This is a genomic window from Streptomyces sp. NPDC050658 (genome assembly GCF_044457025.1).
In the GTDB taxonomy this organism is placed as follows: Bacteria; Actinomycetota; Actinomycetes; order Streptomycetales; family Streptomycetaceae; genus Streptomyces.
The window spans coordinates 571,351-588,046 of the sequence record NZ_JBITGM010000005.1; the positions used below are offsets into that span (position 1 = coordinate 571,351).

Consider the following 16,696-nt stretch of genomic DNA (forward strand, 5'->3'; position numbering starts at 1 on the left):
GTCACGGACTCCTCCGGTCGGCGAGCAGCCGCTCGATGAGGTCGGCGCGCGCATGGCGGCGTACGACGAAGTGGATCTCCCAGTCGGCGCCGCGGGCGAGTTCCGCCTCAACGGCCGCCCACAGCGCGCCGAAGCTCTCCAGCGGCGGGAGCCCGCCGCGGCCCGCACCGAGCAGCGGCAGGCAGATGGAGGTCAGGGGCGGTTCGCTCGCCCGGGTCTCCTCGGCGAGCAGGGCGAAGGCGCGGGCCACGCCGCGGGTGACGTCGGCGGGCTGTACGTCGTAGTCGTTGGACTCCGGGCGGGGCACGGCCACGGCGACGTGGTAGATCCGCCGGACGCCCTGGGCGGCGAGGGCGCCGGACGAGGTGGCGACGACGGTGCCCGGCAGGGCCGCCCGGCCCGGTGCCCCGTGCCGGGCGGCCCACCCCCGCAACTCGTCGTGGACGTGGTCCTCGACAAGTCCCCCCGCCGGGTCCTTGAGCGCGCCGGCCCGCCGCAGGGTCGCCGAGACCGACGACTTGTACGGCGCGGGCAGCGCGAAGTACGTGTTGGACGGCGACACGACGACGTCCACGTCCCGCAGCAGGTCCACCGAGTGGACGTGCACGGTGACGGTGACGGCGCGGCCGTGCACCGAGAGCCGCAGCTCGCGGTGGGCGGCGGGCAGCCGGGACGGTTCGCCGGCAGTGTCCTCGGGCGTCCGGCCCGCGATGCCGACGAGCTGCTCCGCGATCTGCCCGAGCACCATCAACTCATGGTGTTTGCGGAAGCGTTCGACGCTCACCCCGTACACCTGGGCCGCCCGCCTGCGCCGGTCGGCGGCCGGCCAGTCACGGGTCCCCTGGGCGAGTCCGAGGCTGTACTCGGCGGCGGTCTGGAGGCTGCCGCCGCCGATGCCGGCGACCGCGGCCCGCAGCAGCCGCTCGACGGCACCGGCGGTCAACTCGCCGCCCGCCGCGGGCAGTTGTCCGGCGATGCGGATCAGCTCGGGCGTGTCCGTCTCGCGCAGCCTGACGACACCCGCCCGCCGCACCTTCCTCACCTCCTCAAGTACCAATCCGTGCTCGGGCATACGAGGAGGGGGTGACATGGCGGCAAGGATCGCACCGGCGTCACACCACTCACAAGCCCGTTCGGTTCTCCCCTCTCCCTCCATTGCACAGGGTCCGCCGGTCGGACTCGGGGCACGCGCGGGGCGGAATCGGGTCGCGGGAAACGCGCGCGGATGCGGCGGCGACGGGGAAGGACGACGATGGACTCAGAGAGGCCGCGACGCGATCACCATCCCTGAGGGGGCATGGAGATGCGTCATGCGCGTTCACAAGGTACGGCCCGACATCAGCGCCCTCAGCGACAGCCTCGAAGTGCCGGGCATCGGCCACATCCCCGTCAACGCCTTCGTCCTGCACGCCGCCCAGCCCGTCGTCGTCGACACCGGCCTCGGGCTGCCCGACCGGGACTTCCTGGCGGCGCTCGGCACCGTCCTCGATCCCGCCGACGTACGGTGGATCTGGCTCACCCACCCGGACCGCGATCACACGGGCGGGATCTTCGCCCTCCTCGACGCGGCGCCCGAGGCGCGGGTCGTGACCACCTTCGCGGGCGCGGGGATCATGTCCTGCGAACGGCCGCTGCCGCTCGACCGCGTCCATCTGCTCAACCCTGGCCAGTCCCTCGACGTCGGCGACCGCACCCTCACGGGCTTCCGCCCGCCGCTCTTCGACAACCCGGCCACCGTCGGCTTCTTCGACGACCGCTCCGGGGCCTGCTTCAGCTCGGACTGCTTCGGCGGTCCGATGCCCAGCGCGGAACTGGCCCAGGCCGACGACGTCCGCGAGGTCCCCGTGGAGGATCTGCGGGCCGCCCAGCTGCTGTGGGCGACCGTCGACAGCCCCTGGGTGCAGAACGTGGACGAGCGGAAGTTCCTCGACAGCTTCGGGCCGCTGCGGGACGGCGCACCCGAGATCGTCCTCTCCACGCATCTGCCGCCGGCCCTGGGGATCACCGGCACGATGACGGACACCCTGGGCACGGCCCCCGGAGCCCCGCCCTTCGTGGGCCCCGACCAGGCGGCGCTGGAGCAGATGCTGGCCGGGTTCGAACCCGCCGGCGACCGTTAGGGCGTACCGGTGCACCCGCCGGCGGAGGGGTGGGTGTGAGCGGCCCGCAGGAGTTGGGCGGCGCCGCGGACGGCGGCCGTGTGCGGGGCCCGCACGACGCGCAGGGGCGCGCGGAGCCGGCCGGTGAGTCGACGGGTGATCTCGGGACGCAGGGCGCCGCCGCCCGCCAGGAGGACATCGGTGTGCAGGGCGTCGGCGGTGAGTGTCGTGGTGTCCTGCCGGAGCATCGCGGTCACCATGGCCACCACCGCGTCGCCGATGTGCGTACCGCGACCGCCGGTACCGGGATCGCTGGTGCCCAGCAGGGTGCGGCGCGCGTCGATGACGGCGCCGTCGGCCAGCAGCACCACCTCCGTGAGGTGGGCGCCGATGTCGATGACGAGCAGCGGCCGGGACAGGTCGGCGCCGGCGGCCAGGGCGACCGCGCGGGCACCGGGAACGGTGAGCACACCGCGTGGCCGCAGCGCCTGGAGGGCGGTGCGCGCCGCGCTCCGGTAGGCGACGCCGTCCAGTACGGGGGCGGTGACGACGATCAGCGGGCGGGCGAGCCGGGGCAGCCGGTGATCGAGCAGCCGCTCCAGCATCCGGGCGCAGCCGGAGGTGTCGACGATGGTGCCGCGCCGGATCGGGTACACCGTGCCGGTGCCGGGGAACGCCACCGTGGGAACGTCGGCGATCACTCCCCGGCCCGCCATCCACACCCGGGTGCGGGCGCTGCCCATGTCCAGGGCGACGCCGCAGCAGCGCAGGCAGGTCACCGGGCGACCTCTCTGACCTGCTGACAGCGGGCGCAGTAGCGGGCCTGCGGCACGATCATCAGCCGCTGCCGGGCGATGCGGCGGCGGCACAGGTGGCAGGCGCCGTAACGGCCCTCGTCCATGCGTTTGAGGGCGGCTTCGACGTCGGCGAGGACCATGCGGGCGGAGGCGGCGAGCCTGACCCGGACCTCCACCTGCGAGGCGGCACGCATGAGCCGCAGGTCGTCTTCGCGGGACGGGGCCGCGGACGCGATCTGCTGGAGTTGGTCCCTGCGGAACAGGCGCTGTTCGTGCAGGTTCGCACGGAGCGCGGCGAGGTCGTCGGCCGTCAGGTGCGTGCCGCGTCCGTCGATGGTCTGGTGGTTCACCACTGCACCCCTTGGGCAGAGCGGAAGTCGGGGGACGGCCGGCTGCCGGTCAGGCGGCCCGGTGCTGGCAGGCCACGCAGTACCGGGTGTAGGGCAGGATCTCCAGGCGCTCCGCGGGGACGGGCTCGGCGCAGCCCAGGCAGGTGCCGTAGCTGCCGTCCTGAAGACGGGCGAAGGCGGCGTCGATCTCCTTGAGCACCCGTTCCATGGCGGCCTTCTGCGTGCCCAGCAGATGATCGTCCGCGCTGCTCTCGGTCTCGCCGAGGGCCCGCAGCTGGGTCAGCCGGGTGTCACGGGCGTGCTCCAGACGCAGACGTACCTCGTGAGCGGTGTCGATCGACACGGTGGGGCCCCTTCCAGGGATGGCTCAGGAATCTCTCCGGGTGTCTCCGGGGGTCTCCGGATGTCTTCGGATGTCGCCGGGTGTCGCCGGATGTCTTCACCTTGGCCGTCGCGGCCGCGGAACCCCATCGGGCGCAGGCCCCATTTGCGCGGGGTCGCGGGATGTACGCGGCCCGCGTGGGTCCGCCGTGCGCGGGAAATGGGTCCTGGAGCCCATCGACCCGGCCGCCGCGCGCGGGCAGGCTTGGTCGAGGCCACGGGGCCGCCGGACCGGCTGCGATGCGCATGCCCGACAGTGGAGGCAGGCCGTCACAGAAGGAGGCGTAACGTCAGGTGTCCCTGTTCTGGCGGATATTCGGGCTCAACGCGGTGGTTCTCGGTACGGCCACCGCGTTGCTGCTGTGGGCTCCGGTGACCGTCTCCGTGCCGGTCCTGCTGACCGAGGCCGTGATCCTGGTGGGCGGCCTGGTGGTGATGCTCGTCGCCAACGCCGCGCTGCTGCGCTGGGGCCTTGCCCCGCTGGACCGGCTGACGCGGCTGATGACCACCGTCGACCTGCTGAAGCCCGGCCAGCGGCTCACCGCGGACGGCGGCGGCGAAGTCGCCGATCTCATCCGTACGTTCAACGCCATGCTGGAGCGGCTCGAACAGGAGCGGGCCACCAGCAGTGCCCGCGTGCTGCTCGCGCAGGAGGCCGAGCGGCGCCGTATCGCGCAGGAGCTGCACGACGAGGTCGGGCAGAGCATGACGGCGATCCTGCTCAGCCTCAAGCGGGCCGCGGACCAGGCCGGTGAGCCGCTGCGCGACGAGCTGCACCACATACAGGAGATCACGCGCGAGAGCCTGGACGAGGTCCGCCGTCTGGTGCGCCGGCTGCGGCCCGGCGTCCTCGACGACCTCGGGCTGGTCAGTGCGCTGACCTCGCTCACGCACGACTTCGCCACCCACACCGGGCTCAAGGTGAACCGCCGCTTCGACACGGGTCTTTCGGTGCCCGCGCCGGAGACGGAGCTGGTCCTCTACCGGGTCGCCCAGGAGAGTCTGACCAACGCCGCCCGGCACGCCGACGCCGAGGAGGTCACCGTGGCGCTGCGCCGCACCGGCGACGCCGTGGTCCTCTCCGTCACCGACGACGGCTGCGGCATCAAGGCGCCGTGCGAGGGCGCCGGCATCCGCGGCATGCGCGAGCGCGCGCTGTTCATCGGCGCCCGCCTCGACGTCACCCCCGCGCCCGGCACAGGCACCCGGGTCCAGCTCACCGCACCCCTGCCCAGGAAGCCATGACCATCTCCCAGACGCCCGTCTCCCAGACCTCGGCCTCCCAGAAGCCCGTCTCCCAGGCCTCAGCCTCCCGGACGTCCACGATCCGGATCCTGCTGGCCGACGACCACGCGCTGGTCCGCCGCGGCGTGCGGCTCATCCTCGACCAGGAGGCGGACCTGGAGGTGGTCGCGGAGGCCGGGGACGGCGCCGAGGCCGTCGCGATGGCCCGCGGCCACGACGTCGACCTCGCCGTACTGGACATCGCCATGCCCCGGATGACGGGACTGCAGGCGGCCCGCGAACTGGCCGCGCTCAAGCCGGGGCTGCGGATCCTGATGCTGACCATGCACGACAACGAGCAGTACTTCTTCCAGTCCCTCAAGTCCGGTGCCAGCGGCTATGTGCTCAAGTCCGTCGCCGACCGGGATCTGGTCGCCGCCTGCCGGGCCGCGATGCGCGACGAGCCGTTCCTCTACCCCGGTGCGGTCAGCGCGCTGATCCGGAACTATCTCGACCGGGTCCGGCACGGCGCGGAGACGCCCGACCAGATCCTCACCCCGCGCGAGGAGGAGGTCCTCAAGCTGGTCGCCGAGGGGCACTCCTCCAAGGAGATCGCCGATCTCCTCTTCATCAGCGTCAAGACCGTCCAGCGCCACCGCGCCAACCTGCTGCACAAGCTCGGCCTGCGCGACCGCCTCGAACTCACCCGTTACGCGATCCGCGCGGGGCTCGTCGAACCCTGACCCCGCCCCGCGCCCACCCCAAGGACCCCCGAGGCCCCGGCCGCACTCCCCTGCCGGGGCCTCGGGCCCGCACCCGCAGCCGTCACGGACAGGGGGACGACCGATGCGCCCCGCCCCGAGCGGCAGCCGCGAAGCCACGGGCCGAACACCCGCCGCATTCACCGTGTTCGGCATGTTCGGCGTGCTCGGCGTGTTCGCCGTGCTCGCGGCCCTGCTCCTGACGCTTCTCGGCGCACTCCCCGCAGACGGCCCCCGGCCGACCACACCAACCGCACCCGCCACCACCGCCGCACCCGCCGCCGCACCCACCGCCGAGCACCACGACAGCAGCGCCCACGCGGCCGACGCCTCGGCCACCCTCTGCACCGCCCCCGTCGGCCCGCGCCCCGCACCGGGCGGCGAGCGCACACCTCCCGCGCACCTTCCCACCGCGTACGACAAGAAGACACCGCCCCTCGTCAGGCGGGAACCGGCACCGTCCCCGGCCGCCCCGCACTGCGCGGACTCCGCGCCCGCCGACCGCGGGCGGGCACCTCCGGCACCTCACGGCACCTGACACGTCCCGTTCCTAGGTCCCTGCCGGAGGCCCCGTTGATTCGCTCTGCCCGCGTGAGGGCGCTGTTCGCCCTCGCCGTGATCGCCCTGTCGCTGTACATCACGTTCACCGTGCCGGTCCGCCTCGGGCTCGACCTGCGCGGCGGCACCCAGATCGTCCTGGAGACCCGCCCGACCCCGACCACCACCGCCGACCGCGAGACGACCGACCGCACGCTGGAGGTGCTGCGCGGCCGCATCGACGCGCTCGGCGTCGCCGAGCCCACGCTCCAGCGGTCCGGCGAGAACCGCATCGTCGTCGAACTGCCCGGCGTGCAAGACCCCACGGAGGCGGCCGACGTCCTCGGCCGCACCGCCCAGCTCACCTTCCACCCCGTGCTCGGCACCGCCGAGAACGGCGAGACACCGAAGCCCCTGCCCGAACGCCCACGCGAGCGCGTCCTGCCCGACGAGTCCGGCCGCCACCTGCGCCTGAAGGACGCCGCCCTGACCGGGCAGACGGTCAAGGACGCCGCCGCGCGCATCGACCAGCAGACCGGCGCGGGATGGCATGTCACCGTCGACTTCGACGGCTCCGGCCGCGAGCAGTGGGCCCGGCTGACCGGCGAGGCAGCCTGCCACCCGGCCGGTGAGCCCGGGCGCCGCGTCGCCATCGTCCTGGACGACAAGGTCATCTCCTCGCCGCAGGTCGACCCGTCCGTCTCCTGCGGGACGGGCATCGTGGGCGGCTCCACGCAGATCACCGGCTCCTTCACCGATGCCGAAGCCCGCGAACTCGCCCTGCTCATCAAGGGCGGCGCCCTGCCCGTGCCGGTCGAGACCGTCGAGCAGCGCACCGTCGGCCCCACCCTCGGCGCGCAGGCCATCACCGCGAGCGCCTGGGCCGCCGTCATCGGCGCCGGTCTGACCGCGCTGTTCCTCACCGTCGTCTACCGCCTGATGGGCGCGCTCGCCGTGCTGGCCCTGGCCTGCTACGGCGTGATCTCGTACGCCGTTCTCGCCGCCATCGGCGCCACCCTGACCCTTCCCGGCCTGGCCGGCTTCGTCCTCGCGATCGGCATGGCGGTGGACGCCAACGTGCTCGTCTTCGAACGCGCCAGGGAAGAACACGCGGCCCGCCGCCGCCCCAGCCCGCGCTCGGCGCTGACCTCCGGTTTCCGCAACGCCTTCTCCGCCATCGCCGACTCCAACGTGACCACGCTGATCGCGGCCTGCCTGCTCTTCTTCCTCGCGTCCGGGCCCGTACGCGGTTTCGGCGTCACCCTGGGCACCGGCGTCGTCGCCTCCATGATCAGCGCCCTGGTCGTGACCCGCGTACTCGCCGATTTCGCCGCCTCACGGCCCTGGGTGCGCCGCCGCCCCCGCGTCACGGGGCTCGCCACCACCGGCCGGGTCCGCGCCGCCCTCGCGCGGCGCGACCCGCGGCTGATGCGCCGCCCGCGCCGCTGGCTGGCCGCCTCCGCCGTCGTCCTGGCCCTCGCCGTCTCGGGGATCGCGGCCCGCGGCCTTGACTTCGGGATCGAGTTCACCGGCGGCCGCATGATCGAGTACACGACCTCCACGGCCGTGGATCCGGAACGGGCCCGGGAGGCTCTCGCCGATGCGGGACTCCCCCGGGCCGTCGTCCAGTCCTCCGGCGACACCGGCCTCACCGTGCGCACCGGGGAACTGACCAACCCCGAGGCGGCCACGGTCACCCGGACCGTCACCGCGCTCGGCGGCGACGCGGAGAAGCTGCGCGACGAGCTGATCGGCCCCAGCCTCGGCGACGAGCTGCGCCGCAACGCCCTGATCGCCCTCGCCGTGGCCCTAGGCGCCCAACTCCTGTATCTCGCCGCCCGCTTCCGCTGGCTCCTCGGCGGCGCCGCGGTCGCCGCGCTGGCCCACGACGTACTGATCCTCGTCGGCGTCTTCGCCTGGCTCGGCAAGCCGGTGGACGGCGTGTTCCTCGCGGCGCTGCTCACCGTCATCGGCTACTCGGTGAACGACTCCGTGGTCGTCTTCGACCGCATCCGGGAGCTGTCCCGCCGCGACCGCAAGGTCCCCTTCCCACAGGCCACCGAGCGGGCCATCCTCCAGACGCTGCCCCGCACCGTCAACACGGGGATGGGCGCGGCCCTGATCCTGGCCTCGCTGGCGATCCTGGGCGGCGACTCCCTCACCGACTTCGCGCTGGCCCTCCTCATCGGGCTGGCGGTCGGCACGTACTCGTCGGTCTTCACCGCCGCGCCCCTGGCCGTCGAGATCGACCGCCGCATCCGCTGAGCGCCCACTGCGCTTCCTCAGGACCCCGCGCCAAAGGCACCGCCCCGGCGGCGCGGCAGGTCCGCGCGGAGGCCCGCCACGTACGGCGCCGTGTCCGCGACCGGGACGAGGGCGGCCTGCGGGAGGTTGCCCGTCCAGGTGAGCAGGATCCACAGCCCGTTCCGTTCCACGGGGAGTTCGCAGAGCCGGACGTCACCGCAGCGCAGGACCTCCGCCGGGTACTCCGCGCCCTCGACCCACACGATCACCTCGCCCGCGGCCACCGAGCCGGGCGGAGCCCGGTAGCCGGGGATGCGGTGCTCCAACGAGGCGTTGACGCGGCGCAGTTCCTGCTCCAGTACGTTGCCGAGGAAGCGCCGGGGGCGCGGCACCCGCGTCTGGCCGGGGCGCGGGAAGCGGGTGGTGACGCCGAGCCAGTCGCCGTCCGGTACCCAGCGCGGACCGTGGCCCAGCATGACGCGGGTCAAGCGCCCGCCGGTGCTCTGATGCTCCTCGACCACCCTCGGGCCCCGCCAGCTCCCGTCGAGGCCGTAGGGCGGATGCGGGGCGGTCGCGAGTGCCGACCGCGCGTGGGCGACGGGGTCCGGGACGGGGCGGTCCGGTTCGCGCCGCTCGTACATGACGGTGCCTCCCTGCTGCCCGGTCCCGAACTCCGCCGCTTACCGCTTACCGCTCAGTGCTCGTCACTCGCCTCGGTCGGCCTCAGCCGATGGTGACGTCCTCGACCTGCGGGCCGCCGCTGGTGCACCAGCTGAGACCGCCCGTGTAGATGATCGCGGAGAGGGTGGCGTTGTACTCGCTCTCCTCGTCCACCTCGAAGACCTCGGCCTCGCCCCATGAGACGCCGCCTTCGAGGTCACCCTCGTAGTTGAACGTCTCGTCGAAGAAATCGAGCCAGTCCGGGTCCCAGACCCTGATGCCGGCCGAGTAGGTGTACCCCGGCTTGTTCAGGAAGAAGGAGCCCGAGGTGAAGCCGGTGAGGTCGTCCGTCTCGTCGCCGAGTTCCACGGTCGAGTAACCGCAGTCCCCGAAGACGATGTCCGAGTCGTAGTCCTTGTACGTCTCGTAGTCCCCGCCCGACAGCGCCTTCTTCGCCTGCCCGTCGAGCTTCTTCTGCCACTTCGGGGCCGCCGCCTTCGCGGCCTGCTCGGTCGCCCGCTGCTGTTCGGCCGCCGTACCGGCCGGGACTCTGACCTTCACCGGGTCGAGGTCGATCCGGTCGGACATGAGGAGCCGGGAGACGGGGTCGGTCTGGCTGACGCCCTTGGCGGTGCCGGGCACTCCGAGGTTCGGGCTGACCAGTGCGGTCTGTGCGGGCAGGATCTTCTCCGCGCGGGTGTCGGCCTGTGCGGTGGCCGCGGACCCCAGGGTCCCGATTCCCACGAGCGAGAGGGCGGCCACCCCGGTCACTAATCGCTGGCGTGTCTTCTTCACTTGCTTCCCCTCCATTTGTTGCTGACTGGCATGGCGGCTGCCGGCACTGGGCGCGTGCCGCCACTGAGTGCGCTCGAGCACGGTCGAGTCTCCGAGGCCCCGGAGGCGGTCCTCAACACCCCGAGTCGCAAACAGGCCGGGCCCTGGACCGGGGCCCGGCTGCTCTCCTCGCACGTCGCGCACCCCCCGAAACGGGCGGGGGGCGGCCGAGGTTGTCGTGAATCACACGCCGTGGTTTCGGCCATCGCCGCAGGTCACAGTCGTTTCCGTACGCGCACAACGACCTGACGATTGGTCACGTCCGGCGCATGATCCGCACACGGTGGCCGGTCGCCCGGCAGAGAGCCCCAAGGCCCCGTCTAGTAGAAGGCCCCGTCGGCGAGACCGGCGCGCAGCCCGTCGTACATGACATTGGCCTCGCCGAGGCACCATTGCCGCTGGGTGCTGCCCTCGGGGTGGTTCTCGTTGCAGGCGAACCGCATCTGGTTCAAGAAGCGCTCGTCGATCCAGGCCTTGGTGGCCTCCGTGGGGCTCAGGCTGAGCCCGGTGGCACCGTGATTGCCGTAGTTGCGGTACCCGAAGTCGTGCTGGGCGCAGGCCTCGAAGAAGACCCCGTCCGGCCACCACGTGCAGCCGTCGTTGGTCCAGTCGAACGGCGGATCGTGCGGGTGGTTGACGAAGTCCCACCTGCTGAGGCCCATGATGCGGTCGGCTTCCGCGCGCACATCGGCGGCGGCACTGGGGGCGGCTGTTCCTGCCAGCAGCGCGAGGCAGGCCAGGGCGGCGAGAAGTGCCTTGCGCAGAGCGGTCATTGGAGTCACGGAGAGAGCGCCTTTCGACACGGAAGGAGTGACAACTATGCGCGACGGTACAGCTACGCAACGTAACGACCCCGTCTCCGGTCACCCACAGGGGTGTATTACGTGGGCATATGCATGATCGACAGACCGGCAGCGCAGCCTCCCCGTGCGTGATCCGGACCCGGACCACGCACCGATGAGGGGAGATCCATCGATGTTCTCGCGACGACGCACCGCGGCGGCGATCGGCGGCACGCTGGCCGGACTCATGCTGGCTCTTACGGCCGGTGCGGCCCAGGCCGCACCGCCGACGACGCCCGCGACGGCGAGCGCTCCGGCGGCTTCCGCGGCCGCCTACTGCGGCTATTACGACGGAAGCGCGACGACCCAGCGGGGCGACACCGGTGACCGCGTCAGGGAGGTCCAGTGCATCATCAACATCTGGAACGGAGGTAACCCCCTCGACGTGGACGGTGACTTCGGCCCGCGCACCGAGAGCTGGGTCGTGTACTTCCAGGACGTGAACGGCCTGCGGGTGGACGGCATCGTCGGCCCGCAGACCTGGAACGCCCTGCGTTCGATCTGACCGGGGCGCACACATCTGACCGGGGCGCACACACACGAGGACGGGGCACCCGGCGAGCGCGCCGCCGGGTGCCCCGTCCTCGTACGAGAAGCCGCTAGACGAAGAGACTGACCACAGCCGCCACCGCGAACCCGGCCAGCGAAAGCACCGACTCCAGGACCGTCCACGTCTTGAGGGTGTCCCGCTCCGAGATCCCGAAGTACTTCGCGACCATCCAGAAGCCGCCGTCGTTGACGTGCGAGGCGAAGATCGAGCCCGCCGAGATCGCCATGATGACCAGGGCGACGAAGGCCTGGGAGTGGTCGCCCTCCGCGAGGAGGGGGGCCACGATGCCCGCCGTCGTGACGATCGCGACCGTCGCCGAGCCCTGGGCCACGCGCAGCACCAGCGAGAGCAGGTAGGCGAGGACGATGATCGGCAGGCCGACGTCCTGGAAGGTGTCGGAGAGGGCCGCGGCCACGCCGCTCGCCTTCAGGACCGCGCCGAAGATGCCGCCCGCGCCGACCACCAGGAGGATGTTGCCGACCGGCTTGAGCGATGAGGTCGACACCGTTTCGAGGGACTTGCGGGACCAGCCGCGCCGGATGCCGAGCAGGTAGTACGCCATCAGGAGGGCGATCGTCAGCGCCACGAACGGGCTGCCGAAGAACTCGATGACCGAGCGGAAGGTCGACTCGTCGAAGGCGATCGACGAGAACGTCGCAAGGAGGATCAGGAAGAGCGGCGTACCGATGATCGTGAAGACCGTGGCCAGCGGCACCGGCTTCTCGCGGGGCTCCACGCCTGCTGCGCGCTGCTCGGCGACGACCGCCGCCTTCGCCTCGTCCGCCGCCTCGACCATGTCCTGCGGGACGGGCACGAAGATGCGCTTTCCGATCCAGGCCGAGAAGACCCAGGCGGCCAGGACGGCCGGGATGCCGCAGACGATGCCCATCAGGATGACCCAGCCGAGGTCCACGTGCAGCAGACCGGCCGCGGCCACCGGGCCGGGGTGCGGGGGCAGGAACGCGTGGGTCATCGACAGACCCGCGAGCAGGGGGAGGCAGTAGAGCAGGATCGACTTGCCGCTGCGCTTGGCCGCCGCGTAGACGATGGGGGCCAGGACGAAGATGCCTACGTCGAAGAAGACCGGGACGCCGAAGATCAGGCCCGTCAGGCCCATCGCCAACGGGGCGCGCTTCTCGCCGAACATGCCGAGGAGGCGGGACGCCAACACCTCGGCTCCGCCCGACACTTCGAGGATCGCGCCGAGCATCGTGCCGAGGCCGATGATGATCGCCACGTGGCCGAGGATGCCGCCCATGCCCGACTCGATGACCGAGACGGCGTCGGACTTCTGGACGGTGCCGAAGAGTTCGGTGACGGAGAGACCGGCCGAGAGGCCGACGACTATGGAGACCGCGAGCAGCGCCACGAAGGGCTGCAGCCTGACCTTGATGATCAGGAAGAGGAGCAGGACGATACCGAGCGCCGCGACGGTCAGCAGGCCTGCCGTGCCGTCGATCAGGGTGAGGATGCCGCCGGTGTGGACGGGCTCCGGTGGGTCGGCGGCGGCCGCGAGCGCGGTGAAGGGGGACGGGGACATCGTTGACCTCGTAAGTGCATGGGGCTTTCAGGGCAGGGGGGATCGCGGCGCGGCGCCCGAAGGGGGAAGGGGGCGCCGCGCCGTGACGACAGACGGCTTGCGGGAGGGGGGTTCAGTTCAGGAGGCGCGGGGCGTCAGCTCAGGACGGCGAGCGCGTCGATCTCGATGAGCAGGCCCTTGGGCAGACCCACGTAGACCGTGGTGCGGGCGGAGGCCGGGGCCTTCAGGCCCTGCTCCTCGAAGTAGGCGTTGTAGATCTCGTTCATCTCGGCGAAGTGGTCGACGTCCGTGAGGTAGACGCGCATCATCATCACGTCGTCCCAGCTCGCGCCGCCCTCTTCGAGGATCGCCTTGACGTTGGCGAAGGTCTGGAGGGTCTGCTCGCGCAGGGTGGGGCCGGCCGGGGTGGGGGCCTTGCCCTCCTCCGCCGGGAGGAAGCCGACCTGACCGGCGACCTGAAGGATGTTGCCCTTCTTCACGCCGTGGGAGAACTTCGCGGGCGGGGTGGTGTGCGTGGCCGGGGTGAGAGCGGTCTTCACGGTGTTCTCGGTCATGGTGGTTCAGGCTTCCTTGAGGGGTGACTTGCCGGAGTACTCCCGGCTGATGGCGTCCGCCGTACGGCGCACCAGCGGGAGCAGCGTGAGGAGTTCGTCGGCGGTGACGACGACGTTCGGCGCGGAGACCGACATGGCGGCGACGACCCGGCCGTCCGCACCGCGGATGGGGGCCCCGATGCAGTTGATGGACTCCTCGTGGCCACCGAGGTCGGTGGCCCAGCCCTGTTCGCGCACCTTCTCCAACTCCCGCAGGAACGCTGCGGCGTTGGGCGTCGAACGGGACGTGTAGGTGGGGTAGTCGAGCTTCTCCGCGATGGCGCGGCGCTCGGCTTCGGGGAAGTCGGAGAGGAGGAGCTTCGCGACGGCGGCGACCGTGATCGCCACCGGCTTTCCGATGCGCGAGTACATCCGCACCGGATAGCGGCTCTCCACCTTGTCGATGTAGAGGACTTCCTGCTCCTCGTAGACCGCGAGGTGGACCGTGTGGCCGCACTTCTCGTTCAGGGCGAGGAGGTGGGGGTGGGCGATCTCGCGTACGTCGAGGTTCTCGACGGCCTCCTGGGCGAGCGCGAAGAGGCGCGCGCCGAGGCGGTAGCGCTGGTCGGACTGGCGGTAGACCAGGCCGTGTTCGTGCAGCGTGCGCAGGAGTCGGAGCGCGGTGGACTTGTGCACGTCCAGGCGCTCGGCGACCTGGCCGAGGTCGGCGGGCCCCTCGGCGAGCAGCGGCAGGATGGACAGGGCTCGGTCGACGGTCTGGCTCATGACGTATGTACCTCCTGCGCGGCTGCTTGGTCGGCGGCGGCTGCGGTCCAGCCGGGGCCGAGGTGCAGTCTCTCCCAGGCGGCCGTGTCGAGGGCGGCGAGGCGGTCGGCGTGGTCCCGGGAAGGCGGCGTGGCGAGGTCGCCGGGGACGGTGAGCGCGGCGGCGGCCATGAGGTGGCCGTGGCGCAGCCGCTGTCCTATGGGGAGTTTCCGCAGCGTCGCGGAGAGGAATCCGGCGGCGAAGGCGTCACCGGCGCCGACCGCCGCGACGACATCGACGCGGGGTGCGGGCTCCTCGTGCCGCGTACCCCTGCTGCCGTAGGCGACGGCGCCGTCCGCGCCCCGCTTGACGACGAGGAGCTGCGGCTCGGGCAGGGCGGCTCGGATCGCGTCGGGGCCGCCGGTGATGCCCCAGGCTTCCGCGGCCTCGTCCTCGCCGACAAAGACGAGGTCGGCGCCGCGCGCGAGGTCGAGGAGCACCTCCTGGCCGCCGTCCGGCCACAGTCCCGGACGGTAGTTGACGTCGAAGGAGACGCCGTCCGCGCCCGTCGCGACATCCGTGAGCGCGCGCAGCAGGTCCAGGCAGTCCGCGGAGAGCGCGGCGGTGATGCCGGATAGGTGCAGCAGGTAGCCGGAGCGCAGTGCGGCCTGGTCGACGTTGGTCGTGGACATCGCGGAGGCGGCGGATCCGGCGCGGTAGTAGAGGACCTCGTGGGCGTCGGTGTCGCGGTCGTCGGCGGTGCGGAAGTAGATGCCGGTGGGGCGGTGCGGGTCGCGGGCGACGGCGGAGGTGTCGACTCCGTACCGTCCGATCGCCTCGACGAGGTGGTCGCCGAAGCCGTCGGCGCCGACCCGGCTGACCCAGCGGGCGCGGTGTCCCGCCGCCGCGAGGGCGCAGGCGACGTTGGACTCGGCACCGCCGATTCCGCGATCGAAGGAGGGTACGTCGGCGAGGCGGCCGGCGCGGGAGGGCAGGAACGTGACCATGGACTCGCCGAGCGCCACGACGTCCGTGCCGTACGCGCTGCCCGGTGCTCCGTGTGCGGTCACTTTCGCCCCAACCCCTTGCTGCTCCTGATCGGCTCTCCGGATCCGTTGACCCGGCGTTGGCTCGGATGTTAGACAGCAGTAAGCGACATACGCAATGACCGTTGCATATCCTGCAACGCACCTTTTCGAGGAGGCGCACATGGCCGCCGACAACGCCGTCGGACGTCTTGACCGGGAAGTCGGCCGGCTCGCCGACGAGCGGATCGACCACCGCTTCAAGGCCCTGCCGCCGGACGCGGACGGGCTCACGGTCGGCGAGCTGGCGGCCCAGCGCCGCAACCTCTTCACGGGCGGCTTCACCACGCCCGTCCTCGCGCTCTCCGCGGAGCGCCTGGAGCACAACCTCGCACTGATGGAGACGTACTCCGAGCGGCACGGCCTGGCCTTCGCGCCGCACGGCAAGACGTCCATGGCACCGCAGCTCTTCGCCCGGCAGGTGGAGCGCGGGGCGTGGGGCATCACGCTGGCGGTGCCGCACCAGGTGCGGGTCGCGCGCGCCTTCGGGGTGGAGCGGATCTTCCTCGCCAATGAGCTGGTGGACGCGGCGGCGCTGCGCTGGCTGGCCGCCGAGCTGGCCGCGGACCCGTCGTTCCGCTTCATCTGTTACGTCGACTCCGTGCCGGGCGTGGCCCTCATGCACGCCGCTCTGCGCGAGGCGGGGGCGACGCGGCCCGTCGACGTGGTGCTGGAGCTGGCCGCCGGGGACGGCGCGCGTACGGGCGTGCGGACCGAGGCCGAGTGCCTCGAGATCGCCGACGCCGTCGCGAGCGCGGACACGCTGCGGCTGGTGGGCGTCGCCGGGTACGAGGGCGAGGTGCCGGACGCGACGCCGGAGCGGGTGCACGCGTGGCTGCGGCGGCTGGTGTCGCTCCTCGTCGACCTCGACAAGGAGCACCGTTTCGCGGATCTGGACGAAGTCGTGCTCAGCGCGGGCGGCAGTGCGTGGTTCGACGCGGTGGCGGACGAGTTCGCGGAGGTCCCCGAACTGTCGCTGCCGGTCCTGAAGTTGCTGCGCTCGGGTGCGTACGTATCGCACGACGACGGTCACTACCGTCATCTGACGCCGTTCAACCGCGTCCCGGAGGAGGGCGCCCTGGAGCCCGCCTTCCGCCTCTGGGCCCAGATCGTCTCCCGCCCCTCGCGGGAGCAGGCGTTCGCCAACGCGGGCAAGCGGGACGCCGCGTACGACCTCGACCTCCCGGAGGCGCAGGTCGTGCGCCGCGACGGGGCGGAGGAGCCTGCCACGGGGGTGACGGTGACGGGCCTCTCGGACCAGCACGCCTGGATCCGCACGACCCCGGAGGCGGACCTCTCGGTGGGCGACTGGATCGGCATGGGCCTGTCCCACCCCTGCACGTCCTTCGACAAGTGGCAGCTGATCCCCCTGGTCGAGGCGGACGGCACGGTCACGGATTACATCCGGACGTACTTCTAGCGACCGTGCGGTGGGTGGGGCACGCCCCGCCCACCGTCGCCCCGCGGACAAGCAACGCACACAGAGAGGCACCC

General features: G+C 72.0%; 18 protein-coding genes. 7 read left to right on the top strand and 11 right to left on the bottom strand.

Going from position 1 to position 16,696, the window contains the following annotated elements; genetic code table 11:
* Position 1 precedes the first annotated feature (1 nt).
* Entirely contained in the window at positions 2-1,072 is a 1,071-nt protein-coding gene (locus tag ACIBKX_RS20925; RefSeq protein ID WP_399375851.1) for a hypothetical protein, read from the bottom strand.
* Between the two features lie 238 nt (positions 1,073-1,310).
* Here ACIBKX_RS20925 and ACIBKX_RS20930 point away from each other — a divergent pair, with 238 nt between their 5' ends.
* Complete coding sequence (locus tag ACIBKX_RS20930; RefSeq protein WP_363275990.1) at positions 1,311-2,120, top strand: MBL fold metallo-hydrolase; 810 nt, start codon at positions 1,311-1,313, stop codon at positions 2,118-2,120.
* Here the strand turns inward: ACIBKX_RS20930 and ACIBKX_RS20935 are convergent.
* Genes ACIBKX_RS20935 through ACIBKX_RS20945 form a run of 3 tightly spaced genes read right to left on the bottom strand, consistent with a single transcriptional unit; the run spans position 2,117 to position 3,589 of the window.
* On the bottom strand, positions 2,117-2,842 hold the full coding sequence (locus tag ACIBKX_RS20935; protein WP_363276017.1) for a rod shape-determining protein: 726 nt from the start codon (positions 2,840-2,842) through the stop codon (positions 2,117-2,119). The two genes, ACIBKX_RS20930 and ACIBKX_RS20935, sit on opposite strands and share 4 nt — an antisense overlap.
* A 32-nt stretch (positions 2,843-2,874) precedes the next feature.
* Positions 2,875-3,249: a TraR/DksA C4-type zinc finger protein gene (locus ACIBKX_RS20940; RefSeq protein WP_363275989.1), complete on the bottom strand. Its 375-nt coding sequence runs from the start codon at positions 3,247-3,249 to the stop codon at positions 2,875-2,877.
* Between the two features lie 46 nt (positions 3,250-3,295).
* Entirely contained in the window at positions 3,296-3,589 is a 294-nt protein-coding gene (locus tag ACIBKX_RS20945) for a TraR/DksA C4-type zinc finger protein (protein ID WP_363275988.1), read from the bottom strand.
* A gap of 332 nt (positions 3,590-3,921) precedes the next feature.
* Between ACIBKX_RS20945 and ACIBKX_RS20950 the strand changes: the two genes are divergently transcribed.
* From ACIBKX_RS20950 to secD, 4 genes are all read left to right on the top strand, one after another.
* Complete coding sequence (locus ACIBKX_RS20950) at positions 3,922-4,872, top strand: sensor histidine kinase (RefSeq protein ID WP_363275987.1); 951 nt, start codon at positions 3,922-3,924, stop codon at positions 4,870-4,872.
* Positions 4,869-5,594, top strand: a complete 726-nt coding sequence (locus ACIBKX_RS20955) for a response regulator transcription factor (RefSeq protein ID WP_363275986.1) — start codon at positions 4,869-4,871, stop codon at positions 5,592-5,594. The genes ACIBKX_RS20950 and ACIBKX_RS20955 overlap by 4 nt, the downstream gene beginning before the upstream one ends.
* Before the next feature lie 172 nt (positions 5,595-5,766).
* Positions 5,767-6,150: a hypothetical protein gene (locus ACIBKX_RS20960; RefSeq protein ID WP_363275985.1), complete on the top strand. Its 384-nt coding sequence runs from the start codon at positions 5,767-5,769 to the stop codon at positions 6,148-6,150.
* Positions 6,151-6,185: 35 nt separating this feature from the next.
* Positions 6,186-8,414: a protein translocase subunit SecD gene (secD, locus tag ACIBKX_RS20965; protein WP_363275984.1), complete on the top strand. Its 2,229-nt coding sequence runs from the start codon at positions 6,186-6,188 to the stop codon at positions 8,412-8,414.
* A 17-nt stretch (positions 8,415-8,431) separates the two neighbouring features.
* Here the strand turns inward: secD and ACIBKX_RS20970 are convergent, their stop codons facing one another.
* The 3 genes from ACIBKX_RS20970 to ACIBKX_RS20980 all read right to left on the bottom strand — a co-directional run bounded on the left by ACIBKX_RS20970 (position 8,432) and on the right by ACIBKX_RS20980 (position 10,660).
* On the bottom strand, positions 8,432-9,034 hold the full coding sequence (locus ACIBKX_RS20970) for a hypothetical protein (RefSeq protein ID WP_363275983.1): 603 nt from the start codon (positions 9,032-9,034) through the stop codon (positions 8,432-8,434).
* Positions 9,035-9,116: 82 nt separating this feature from the next.
* Positions 9,117-9,848 (bottom strand): hypothetical protein, encoded by a 732-nt coding sequence (locus tag ACIBKX_RS20975; RefSeq protein ID WP_363275982.1) that lies wholly within the window; start codon positions 9,846-9,848, stop codon positions 9,117-9,119.
* A 359-nt stretch (positions 9,849-10,207) separates the two neighbouring features.
* Entirely contained in the window at positions 10,208-10,660 is a 453-nt protein-coding gene (locus tag ACIBKX_RS20980; protein WP_363275981.1) for a phospholipase A2, read from the bottom strand.
* Between the two features lie 202 nt (positions 10,661-10,862).
* On the opposite strand from ACIBKX_RS20980, the gene ACIBKX_RS20985 reads away from it, so the two are divergent.
* Positions 10,863-11,234: a peptidoglycan-binding domain-containing protein gene (locus tag ACIBKX_RS20985; protein ID WP_363275980.1), complete on the top strand. Its 372-nt coding sequence runs from the start codon at positions 10,863-10,865 to the stop codon at positions 11,232-11,234.
* Between the two features lie 94 nt (positions 11,235-11,328).
* Here ACIBKX_RS20985 and ACIBKX_RS20990 read toward each other — a convergent pair whose 3' ends face one another.
* The 4 genes from ACIBKX_RS20990 to ACIBKX_RS21005 form a co-directional block, all read right to left on the bottom strand.
* The gene (locus ACIBKX_RS20990) at positions 11,329-12,819 is read right to left on the bottom strand and encodes a gluconate:H+ symporter (RefSeq protein ID WP_363275979.1); all 1,491 of its coding nucleotides are present in this window, start codon (positions 12,817-12,819) and stop codon (positions 11,329-11,331) included.
* 134 nt (positions 12,820-12,953) lie between these two features.
* The gene (locus ACIBKX_RS20995) at positions 12,954-13,373 is read right to left on the bottom strand and encodes a RidA family protein (protein ID WP_363275978.1); all 420 of its coding nucleotides are present in this window, start codon (positions 13,371-13,373) and stop codon (positions 12,954-12,956) included.
* Between the two features lie 6 nt (positions 13,374-13,379).
* Entirely contained in the window at positions 13,380-14,138 is a 759-nt protein-coding gene (locus tag ACIBKX_RS21000) for an IclR family transcriptional regulator (protein WP_363275977.1), read from the bottom strand.
* The gene (locus ACIBKX_RS21005; protein WP_363275976.1) at positions 14,135-15,187 is read right to left on the bottom strand and encodes a sugar kinase; all 1,053 of its coding nucleotides are present in this window, start codon (positions 15,185-15,187) and stop codon (positions 14,135-14,137) included. Before ACIBKX_RS21005 ends, ACIBKX_RS21000 begins: the two co-directional genes overlap by 4 nt.
* A 139-nt stretch (positions 15,188-15,326) precedes the next feature.
* On the opposite strand from ACIBKX_RS21005, the gene ACIBKX_RS21010 reads away from it, so the two are divergent.
* Positions 15,327-16,622 carry an amino acid deaminase gene (locus ACIBKX_RS21010; RefSeq protein WP_363275975.1) on the top strand — a complete coding sequence of 432 codons (1,296 nt, stop codon included), beginning with the start codon at positions 15,327-15,329 and terminating at the stop codon, positions 16,620-16,622.
* The last annotated feature ends 74 nt before the right edge of the window (positions 16,623-16,696 follow it).